Annotated in this window: 10 protein-coding genes; 3 read left to right on the forward strand and 7 right to left on the reverse strand. The window is 73.8% G+C overall.

The features are described 5' to 3' along the window. From ACFVYK_RS37275 to rimP, 4 genes are all read right to left on the reverse strand, one after another. On the reverse strand, nucleotides 1–1,041 hold a 1,041-nt coding region (locus ACFVYK_RS37275; protein WP_389781177.1), incomplete at its 3' end, for a translation initiation factor IF-2 N-terminal domain-containing protein. Between the two features lie 147 nt (nucleotides 1,042–1,188). Then, nucleotides 1,189–1,485 carry a YlxR family protein gene (locus ACFVYK_RS37280; protein ID WP_389781178.1) on the reverse strand — a complete coding sequence of 99 codons (297 nt, stop codon included), beginning with the start codon at nucleotides 1,483–1,485 and terminating at the stop codon, nucleotides 1,189–1,191. A gap of 102 nt (nucleotides 1,486–1,587) precedes the next feature. Next, on the reverse strand, nucleotides 1,588–2,574 hold the full coding sequence (nusA, locus tag ACFVYK_RS37285; protein ID WP_389781179.1) for a transcription termination factor NusA: 987 nt from the start codon (nucleotides 2,572–2,574) through the stop codon (nucleotides 1,588–1,590). Nucleotides 2,575–2,576: 2 nt separating this feature from the next. After that, the gene (rimP, locus tag ACFVYK_RS37290; RefSeq protein WP_389781180.1) at nucleotides 2,577–3,080 is read right to left on the reverse strand and encodes a ribosome maturation factor RimP; all 504 of its coding nucleotides are present in this window, start codon (nucleotides 3,078–3,080) and stop codon (nucleotides 2,577–2,579) included. A gap of 225 nt (nucleotides 3,081–3,305) precedes the next feature. Here rimP and ACFVYK_RS37295 point away from each other — a divergent pair, with 225 nt between their 5' ends. Genes ACFVYK_RS37295 through ACFVYK_RS37305 form a run of 3 tightly spaced genes read left to right on the forward strand, consistent with a single transcriptional unit; the run spans nucleotide 3,306 to nucleotide 5,355 of the window. Next, the gene (locus ACFVYK_RS37295) at nucleotides 3,306–3,896 is read left to right on the forward strand and encodes a hypothetical protein (protein ID WP_389781181.1); all 591 of its coding nucleotides are present in this window, start codon (nucleotides 3,306–3,308) and stop codon (nucleotides 3,894–3,896) included. After that, nucleotides 3,893–4,414, forward strand: a complete 522-nt coding sequence (locus ACFVYK_RS37300; protein ID WP_389781182.1) for a ferritin-like domain-containing protein — start codon at nucleotides 3,893–3,895, stop codon at nucleotides 4,412–4,414. The genes ACFVYK_RS37295 and ACFVYK_RS37300 overlap by 4 nt, the downstream gene beginning before the upstream one ends. Nucleotides 4,415–4,455: 41 nt before the next feature. Then, nucleotides 4,456–5,355, forward strand: coding sequence for an aminoglycoside phosphotransferase family protein (locus ACFVYK_RS37305; RefSeq protein WP_389781183.1), 900 nt, complete (start codon nucleotides 4,456–4,458; stop codon nucleotides 5,353–5,355). Nucleotides 5,356–5,636: 281 nt separating this feature from the next. Here the strand turns inward: ACFVYK_RS37305 and ACFVYK_RS37310 are convergent, their stop codons facing one another. The 3 genes from ACFVYK_RS37310 to ACFVYK_RS37320 all read right to left on the reverse strand — a co-directional run bounded on the left by ACFVYK_RS37310 (nucleotide 5,637) and on the right by ACFVYK_RS37320 (nucleotide 8,855). Next, complete coding sequence (locus tag ACFVYK_RS37310; RefSeq protein ID WP_389781184.1) at nucleotides 5,637–7,340, reverse strand: proline--tRNA ligase; 1,704 nt, start codon at nucleotides 7,338–7,340, stop codon at nucleotides 5,637–5,639. A gap of 108 nt (nucleotides 7,341–7,448) precedes the next feature. After that, nucleotides 7,449–7,985: a GNAT family N-acetyltransferase gene (locus ACFVYK_RS37315; protein WP_389781185.1), complete on the reverse strand. Its 537-nt coding sequence runs from the start codon at nucleotides 7,983–7,985 to the stop codon at nucleotides 7,449–7,451. Between the two features lie 21 nt (nucleotides 7,986–8,006). Then, entirely contained in the window at nucleotides 8,007–8,855 is an 849-nt protein-coding gene (locus tag ACFVYK_RS37320) for a GNAT family N-acetyltransferase (protein WP_389781186.1), read from the reverse strand. Nucleotides 8,856–9,237: the final 382 nt, after the last annotated feature.

A 9,237-nucleotide genomic window follows, 5' to 3' on the forward strand; every position in this document is an offset into this window, starting at 1 on the left:
ACCCGCACCTGCGGGACCGCGGCCGCCGGGGCCGCCGCCGGGACGCGGGCCCGCAGCGGGACGCTGCGGCATCATGCCGGGGTTGGGACGCGGACCGCCGCCGGGACGCGGACCGCCGGGGCCTGCGCCCTGGGGCCTGGGCATGCCGCCCGGGCTCGGACGGGCGCCGCCCGGAGACTGCGGACGAGGACCGCCGCCCTGACCGCCGGCGGCCTGGGGACGGGGACCGGCGCCGGGAGCACCCGGGCCGCCGGGACGCGGGGCGCCCTGCGGACGGGGCGCCTGCGGGCGCGCCATGCCGGCGTTGCCGCCGGACGTGAAGGGGTTGTTGCCCGGACGCGGACCGGCCGGACGGGCACCGCCCGGACGGGGGGCGCCGGAGCCGCCGGTACGCGGACCCTGGGCCGCGGCCGGACGCTGACCACGGTCACCGCGGTCGCCACGGTCACCGCGGTCCTGGCCCTGACCGGGCGCGGGACGGCCGGGACGGGGCGCACCGGGGCGCGGACCCTGGGAGGCCGGACGGGAGCCGGACTGCGCCGGACCCGCCTGTGCCGGACCCGACGGGGCCGGGGCCGACTGGGCCGGAGCCGACTGGGCCGGAGCGGCCGGCGGAGCGGTGAACTCCGGGGCTGCCGGGGCCGGACGCGGCGCGGGCCGGGGGCCCGGCGTCGGACGCGTGCCGGAGGCCGCCGGCGCGGGGGCCGACGAGGCGGCCGGTGCGACCGGCGCGGCCGGGGCCGCGGGCGTCTGCTCCACGGGCGGCTTGGGGGCGGCCGGCCGCGGAGCGGCCGGGCCCGGACGGGCCGACTGCGCCGGAGAGGGCGCCGCGGGCCTGGGGGCGGCCTTGCGCGGGGCGGGCTTCGCGGACCTGCCGCTGCCACCGCCCTGGAAGGCGTCAGTCAGTTTGCGGACAACGGGCGCTTCGATGGTCGAAGACGCCGAACGGACGAATTCACCGAGTTCCTGGAGCTTGGCCATGACGACCTTGCTCTCCACCCCGAACTCCTTGGCGAGTTCGTATACCCGGACCTTAGCCACTTCGCTCCTTTTAGGTCCGGGTGTGTCCGGACCGTCGCTACTTCATGGGCGTACTCATCGCGTGCTCATCGAGTGCTCATCGCAATCTCGACCTACTTCCAACTCGCGGGGTACCAGAGCCGCACGGAGGTTCCGTACGACGCCTTCTTACGGTGTCGCCTGTTCGGCGACGGTCGTCTGCTCGACGTACTGGCGCAACGCGTTCGTGTCGAGCGCTCCCGGGGCTCGCAACGCCCTCGTGAACGCCCGGCGGCGTACCGCCTGGTCGAGACAGACCGGGGCGGGGTGCACATACGCACCCCGGCCGGGCAGCGTACCGCGTGGATCGGGGACGCATGCGTCCTTGATCGCCACGATACGCAGCAGCTCCGTCTTGGCCGCTCGCTTCCGGCACCCCACACAGGTGCGTTCAGGGCGTGCTCCGGCGTGCGTCCGGCCAGACACAGTTAAGTCTACCTCCCCGGCGCGGCTCCAACCCCTGAGGGCCGGAATCGAACAGTTGCCGCGCAGAACTCTGACGTGATCTCAGCCACCACAGGCCGAGATCTATTCCTCGGGCTGCTCGGTGTCCGGGCGGATGTCGATCCGCCAGCCGGTCAGCCGGGCGGCGAGCCGGGCGTTCTGCCCTTCCTTGCCGATCGCCAGGGACAGCTGGTAGTCGGGCACGGTCACGCGCGCGGAGCGGGCCGCGAGGTCGACGACCTCCACCTTGGAGACCCGGGCCGGGGACAGCGCGTTGGCCACCATCTCGGCCGGGTCGTCGGACCAGTCGACGATGTCGATCTTCTCACCGTTCAGCTCGGCCATCACGTTGCGCACCCGGCCGCCCATGGGGCCGATGCAGGCGCCCTTGGCGTTCAGACCCGAACGGGTGGACCTGACGGCGATCTTCGTGCGGTGACCGGCCTCGCGTGCGATCGCCGAGATCTCGACCGAGCCGTCGGCGATCTCGGGCACCTCCAGGGCGAAGAGCTTCTTCACCAGATTGGGGTGGGTCCGCGAGAGCGTCACGGACGGACCGCGCACGCCCTTCGCCACCCGGACGACGTACGACCGCAGGCGCAGGCCGTGGGAGTACGTCTCGCCGGGGACCTGCTCCTGCACCGGCAGGATGGCCTCCAGCTTGCCGATGTCCACGAGCACGTTCTTCGGGTCGCGGCCCTGCTGGACCAGGCCGGTGACGATGTCGCCCTCACGGCCGGCGTACTCGCCGAGCGTCGCGTCGTCCTCGGCGTCGCGCAGGCGCTGCAGGATGACCTGCTTGGCCGTGGTGGCGGCGATACGGCCGAAGTCGGACGGGGTGTCGTCGAACGTGCGGGGCTCCTGACCCTCGTCGAGGTCCTCGGGGTCCTCCTTCGCCCACACGGTCACGTGCCCGGTCTGCCGGTCGAGCTCCACGCGGGCGTGACGGCGGCTTCCCTCGGTGCGGTGGTAGGCGATGAGGAGGGCCGACTCGATCGCCTCGACCAGCAGGTCGAACGAGATCTCCTTCTCCCGTACCAAGCCCCGCAGGGCGCTCATGTCGATGTCCACGGCTACGCCTCCTCTTCCTTCTCGTTCTTGTCCTTGCGGTTGAACTCGACCTGCACGCGCGCCTTATCGACGTCGCCGAAGGCGAGTCTGCGGGCGGTGGCCCTGCGGCCCTTCACGCCGGGCACCTCGACGTCGAGCCCCCCGTCGTCGACCGCCACGATCCGGGCGACCAGCTCGCCGCCCTCGGTCAGCTGGAACCTCACCAGCCGGTCCGTGGCGCGTACGTAGTGCCGGTGCTCGGTGAGGGCGCGCTCCGCGCCCGGGGTGCCGACCTCGAGGGTGTACTCGCCCTCGCCCATCGCGTCCGTCTCGTCGAGCTTCGCCGAGAGCGCGCGGCTCACATCGGCGATCTGGTCCAGGTCCGCTCCGGTGTCGGAGTCGACGACCACGCTCAGCACCCGCTTGCGTCCGACCGAGTCCACGGTGATCTCTTCGAGATCCAGGCCCTGGGAGGCGACGAGCGGTTCCAGTAGCTCTCGCAGCCTCTCGCTCTGGGTGGTGCTCATCCGGGTGACTCCTCGGCCGCGTGTGCTGTTGTGGGACGGTGCGCGTGTCTGGTCAAAGGGTATCCGGTCGCGGAGGGTGTCGCCGTCCACCTGTGCACGGAGGGTGGCGAAGCGTCGCGCGCACGGTGCCGCTGAGTGGTGGCGGAGGAGCGCGCGGGTACGGTGATCACGGGCCTGCCGCCCTTCTTGGTGTTTCTTTCGTACGAGTTCCCGAGGACGTCCGCCGTGCCGCTTCCCCTCCCCTCGCGCGCCCCGTCGGGACCGCGCAGAAGAACCCTGCTCGCGTCCGCCGCGGGAGCGGCGCTGCTCGCGGGCTGCTCGTCCGGCGCGAAGGACGGCGAGGAGGGCGGCGCGGGCGACAGCCCGTCGGCAGCCGAACGGGCCCACGCGCGTGCTGCCGCGGACAGCGACGCTCTGATGGCGCGGTACGACGCCGTCCTGGCCGTCCACCCGGGGCTGGCGGGGCTGCTGGGACCGCTGCGGGCGGAGGTCGTCCGGCACGTGGACGCGTTCGGCGGCGTCCGCAAGCCGTCCCGGTCCCCGTCGCCGTCTGTGTCCGGCTCCCGTGCGCCTACCGGATCACCCGCCGGTTCGCCCGCCGGCTCCGCACCGGCTCCCCCGGCCTCGGCCGTCCCTGCCCCCGTGCCGGTGGTCGAGAGGGACGCCCTGGCGCAGCTGGCCGCCGACGAGCGGGCGCTGGCCGACCGCAGGGCCGGGGAGCTGGTGGACCTGCCGGGCGAACCGGCCCGGTTGCTGGCCTCGGTGGCGGCGGCCGGCGCGGCCCACGCCTACCTGCTGACGGAGGGCACGCGATGAGCGACGGGACGAGCGGGGAGCTGACCGCGCTGCAGGCGGCGCTGGCCGGCGAGCACGCGGCCGTCTACGGCTACGGGGTGGTGGGCGGGCGTATCGGCGCGGAACGGCGCACCGAGGCACGGGCGGCCTACGACGCGCACCGGGCGCGCCGCGACGCGCTGGTGCGCGAGGTGCGGGGGCTGGGCGCCCAGCCGGTCGCGGCGAGCGCCGGGTACGCGCTGCCGTTCCCGGTGCCGGACTCCGCCGCGGCGGTGCGGCTCGCCGCGGAGCTGGAGGGTCGTGTGGCCGGGGTGTACTCGGACCTGGTGCGGGCAGCCGGTGACGCACGGCGCCGGGAGGCGGCGGCGGCGCTGCGGGAGGCGGCGGTGCGCGCGGTGCGCTGGCGCGGGGGCAGCGTAGCCTTCCCTGGTCTCGCGGAGCGGGACGGTACGGATCCGGCCACCGGCTCGGCGCCCGCCACGACGGCGGCGCCCGCCGCGCCCCCGGAGCCGGCGGCATCGGCTGCGGCTTCGGGGTGACCGACGGTTCGGCCGGGAGCACGGAAGGGGACGACTCGCGCATGGCTTTCGCACCGCCGCAGCGTCTGGTCAAGGCGCTCGGCGAGACGGCGCCCGACGGTGACGGCTGGTTGGAGGCGCTGCCCGAGACGGCCCGACAGGCCGTGGCCCTGCGCGAGTTGACCGTCGACCGGGTGCAGGTGCCGGGCGGCCGGTCCAGCCTGGTCCTGCTCGTGCGCCGGGCGGACGGGACGCCTGCCGTGCTGAAGCTGGCCCCGCCCCGGTTCCGCCCCGAGGCGGAGCGGGCCGCGCTGGCGCACTGGGACGGCCTCGGCGCCGTGCAACCGCTGGACGGGCCCGAGTCGGCGGGAGCGCTGCTCCTGGAGCGGCTGCATCCCGACGTGTCGGTGCGCTCGCTGCCGGAGGCGAAGGCGTTGCTGGAGGCGGCGGGCACGTTGCGGCGGCTGTGGGTGGACCCGCCGGCCGGGCAGGTCTTCGAGACGGTGGCCGAGCGGACCGGCCGCCAGGCGGACGTGATGCGGGGCACCGCCGTGACCTCCGAGGTGGCCGGGCTGGTGGAGGCGGCGCTCGCCGCCCGGGAGGAGCTCGTCGGGGCGGCGCAGCCGGAGGTCCGGTTGCTGCATGGCACGTTCCGGCAGAGCAAGGTGCTGGCGGCCGAGCGGTCGCCGTGGCTGGCGGTGGGCCCGGACCCGGTGGTCGGCGAGTGCGCGTTCGATCTGGCCCGGCTGGTGCGGGACCGGGTGGAGGACCTGATCGCCACTCCTTCGGGGGCGGCGACCACCCGGCGGCGGGTGCGCAAGCTCGCGGAGTCGCTGGAGCTGGACGCGGAGCGGGTGCGGGGCTGGACGCTGTTCCGGGCGGTCGAATCGGGGGTGCGGGCGCTGCGGGTCGGACGGCCCCGGGACGCCGAGCTGCTGCTGGAGTTCGCCGGGTGGCTCTGAGGGCCGGGTGGCTTTGCCGGCCGGGTGGCTTTGCCGGCCGGGTGGCTTTGACGGCCGGATGGCTCTGACGGCCGCGTGGCTTTGACGGCGGAGGGTCGCGGGGCGTCCTGCGGCCTTCGGCGCGGGGTTCCTGGACGGGATCAGCGGGGCGGACGTCCCGTGCGCGTCGGCCGTGACCGTTTCCCGCCGCGGTGCGTGGTGTCGCGCCCCGCGTCGGGGAACGGGGTGGAAGCAGTCGGCGAGGCGTGCGCCTCGCCGACAGCTCCGGGACTGCTCCTACCTCACGCGGTGAGGCGGGCGATCGCCTCGTCCACCGTGAGCTCCTCGCGCTCGCCGGTCCTGCGGTCCTTCAGCTCCAGGACGCCCTCGGCGGAGCGACGGCCCGCCACCAGGATCTGCGGCACGCCGATCAGCTCGGAGTCGGTGAACTTCACGCCCGGGGAGACGCCGGCCCGGTCGTCGACCAGGACGCGCAGTCCGGCCGCGCGCAGCTTCTCGGAGACCTCCAGCGCCAGCTCGGTCTGCAGCGCCTTGCCGGCGGCGACGACGTGCACGTCGGCCGGGGCGACCTCGGCGGGCCAGCACAGGCCCTTGTCGTCGGCGGTCTGCTCGGCGAGGGCGGCGACCGCGCGGGAGACGCCGATGCCGTAGGAGCCCATGGTGACGCGGACCGGCTTGCCGTTCTGGCCGAGGACGTCGAGCTTGAGGGCGTCGGCGTACTTGCGGCCGAGCTGGAAGATGTGGCCGATCTCGATGGCGCGGTCCAGCTTGAGGCCGGTGCCGCACCGGGGGCAGGGGTCGCCCTCCTGGACGACGACGACGTCGACGTACGCGCCGACCTCGAAGTCACGGCCCGCGACGACGTTCTTCGCGTGCGTGCCCTCCTTGTTGGCGCCGGTGATCCAGGAGGTGCCGGGCGCCACCCGCGGGTCGGCGATATAGGCGACCTTGTCCCCGAGGCCCTGCGGGCCGACGTATCCGCGCACCAGATCGGGACGGCCGACGAAGTCCTCGGCGGTGACCAGTTCGACGGCGGCCGGGGCGAAGTGGGCCTCGACCTTGCCCAGGTCCACCTCGCGGTCGCCGGGCACGCCGACGGCCACGATCTCGCCGTCGACCTTCACCAGCAGGTTCTTCAGGGTGGCGGAGGCCGGGACGCCGAGGTGGGCGGCGAGGGTCTCGATGGTCGGGGTGTCGGGGGTGGGGATCTCCTCGAGCGCGGCGACGCCGTCCGCGTCCACCGGCTTGAGCTCGTACGTGATCGCCTCGGTGTTCGCCGCGAAGTCGCAGTTCGGGCAGTCCGCGAAGGTGTCCTCGCCGGCCTCGGCCGGGGCGAGGAACTCCTCCGACTTCGAGCCGCCCATCGCGCCGGCGGTGGCGGCGCAGATGCGGTAGTCGAGGCCGAGGCGCTCGAAGACGCGCTGGTAGGCCTGGCGGTGCAGGGCGTAGGACCGGGCGAGGCCCTCGTCCTCGGTGTCGAAGGAGTACGAGTCCTTCATGAGGAACTCACGGCCGCGCAGGATGCCGGCGCGCGGGCGGGCCTCGTCACGGAACTTCGTCTGGATCTGGTAGAGGATGACCGGCAGGTCCTTGTAGGAGGACGCCTGGTCCTTGACGATCAGCGTGAAGATCTCCTCGTGGGTGGGGCCGAGGAGGTAGTCGCCGCCCTTGCGGTCCTGGAGCCGGAAGAGTTCCGGACCGTACTCGTTCCAGCGGCCGGTCGCCTCGTAGGGCTCGCGCGGCAGCAGCGCGGGAAGGCTGACCTCCTGAGCGCCGATCGCGTCCATCTCCTCGCGGACGATGCGCTCGACGTTGGACAGGACCTTCTTGCCGAGGGGCAGCCAGGACCAGATGCCGGCGGCGGTGCGACGGACGTAGCCGGCGCGGACGAGGAGCTTGTGGCTGAGGACCTCGGCGTCCGCCGGGTCGTCGCGCAGCGTCTTCGCCATCAACTGGGACATGCGCTGGACCGGTGCGTTGGCCATGGTTGTCGTACTCCTGCCGATGGGGTGCCCCCGCTCGGACACAGCCCGCAGCCGGGGGAAGGTGATGGCTAGGAGGTTAGCCGGGAGCGCGGCGTGCCCGGAAATCCGTTATTCCCTGCGCAGGAGGGGAAGCGGGGCGCCCATCACCGCGTAGGGGCGGGGCGCGCTGGGGAAGAGGACGCGGCGGGCGAGGTCCTGGTAGCCGAGGGAGCGGTAGAGGGCCCGGGCGGTGCTCTCCGTGTCGATCGCGGAGAGGATCGAGCGGGGCTCGGTGGCGGTGTCGGTGATCTGGGTGATCAGGGCCCGGCCCGCGCCGCGGTTCTGGTACGCGGGGTGGACGTGGAGCTCCGTGATGACGAAGGACTCGTCCAGCCAGTGCTCGTTGTGCTCGGCCCGCAGATAGGGCTGGACGACGGTGGACCACCAGTGGGTGCGGTCGTTGGGCATGCCGTAGACGAAGCCGACGAGCCGGCCCTCGGACGTCGTCGCGCCGAACGCGCGCGCGCCCGGGTTCGTCATGTGGCGCAGCACGATCTGACGTCGGACGGCCACCTCGTCGGGGCCGAGCCCGAAGGCGACGGCCTGGACGGCCAGGGCCTCGTCCACGTGGGCGGGAAGGTCCAAGGGGCCGATGACGAGGTCCATGGCGGGGAGCCTACAGGGGCGTCAAAAGAGCACGCTCGTGAAGGCTCCGACCTCCTGGAAGCCGACCCTCCTGTACGTCCGCCTGGCCGCGGTGTTGAAGTCGTTCACGTAGAGGCTCACCACGGGGGCCACGTCCGCCAGCGCGTAGCGCAGGACCGCCGCCATGCCGGGGACCGCCAGACCCTGGCCGCGGTACTCGGGGGCCACCCAGACGCCCTGGATCTGGCAGGCCTGGGACGTCGCCGCGCCGATCTCCGCCTTGAAGGCGACCCTGCCCCGGTCGTCGAGACGGGCGAACGAGCGGCCGGAGCCGACCAGTTCGGCCACCCGGGCCTGGTACAGGAGCCCGCCGTCGCCGGCCATCGGGGAGACCCCGACCTCCTCGGTGAACATCGCCACGCACGCCGGCATGATCGTGTCCACCTCGTCCTTGCGGATGCGGCGGACGTAGGGATCCGGGGCGACGTCGTCCGGCATGCGGTCGGTGACCATGAGGGGCTGGCGGGCGCGCACCTCGCGGGCCGGGCCCCAGTGCGGTTCGAGCAGGCGCCACAGCTGGGTCGTCGGCTCGGCCGGGCCGACGATGGAGGAGCAGCGGCGGCCGGCGCGGCGGGCCCGGTCGGCGAAGGCGCGCACGGCGCGGGGGGTGGCGCAGATCGGGACGAGGTTGGCGCCCGCATAGCACATCGACGTCAGCATGCCGTCCTCGTACCAGCCCCACATCTCGCCGCCGAGGCGCCACGGGTCGAGGCCCGCGACCTGGACCCGGGAGGCCACGAAGGCGTTGGCGACCGGCTCGCGGTCGAGGACGGCGAGCGCGGCGTCCAGGTCGCTCGGTTCGAGGACCCGGGAGGTGGTCTGGGTCAACACGCGCGGGGCCTCACACTCAGGTCTGCTGATCTCCGCACTGTACCTGCGGAAGCTTTGCGGTGCCGCCCTGCCTTCGGTCGCCGTCCGTCTGCCGGTGGCCGTCGGCTCGCCGTGCCCTCTGTCGGGGGCTGCCGCCCCCAGGCCCTCGCTGTCGGCCCTGAACGGGCCTCGTCCTCGAACGCCGGACGGGCCGAGTGGGCACGGTCGGCGCTCGTCTTCACGTGCCCGGGCGGGCTGAAGGCCGGCCACCGGCCGGGACTCGACAGCCCCGTCGCCCCCGTCAGCCCGCGACCGACACCGACGGTTCGCCCGAGGTGACGCCGTCCTGTTCCATCTGTTCGGCCAGTTTCATGGCCTCCTCGATGAGGGTCTCGACGATCTT

The sequence above is a fragment of the Streptomyces sp. NPDC058291 genome (assembly GCF_042880855.1).
In the GTDB taxonomy this organism is placed as follows: Bacteria; Actinomycetota; Actinomycetes; order Streptomycetales; family Streptomycetaceae; genus Streptomyces.

Bases quoted from the DNA above. Each gene is read 5' to 3' on its own strand.
- rimP (WP_389781180.1), bottom strand. From the start codon at position 3,080: ATGAGCACCACCCAGAGCGAGAGGCTGCGAGAGCTACTGGAACCGCTC.
- ACFVYK_RS37300 (WP_389781182.1), top strand. From the start codon at position 3,893: ATGAGCGACGGGACGAGCGGGGAGCTGACCGCGCTGCAGGCGGCGCTG.
- ACFVYK_RS37305 (WP_389781183.1), top strand. From the start codon at position 4,456: ATGGCTTTCGCACCGCCGCAGCGTCTGGTCAAGGCGCTCGGCGAGACG.
- ACFVYK_RS37310 (WP_389781184.1), bottom strand. From the start codon at position 7,340: ATGGCCAACGCACCGGTCCAGCGCATGTCCCAGTTGATGGCGAAGACG.
- ACFVYK_RS37315 (WP_389781185.1), bottom strand. From the start codon at position 7,985: ATGGACCTCGTCATCGGCCCCTTGGACCTTCCCGCCCACGTGGACGAG.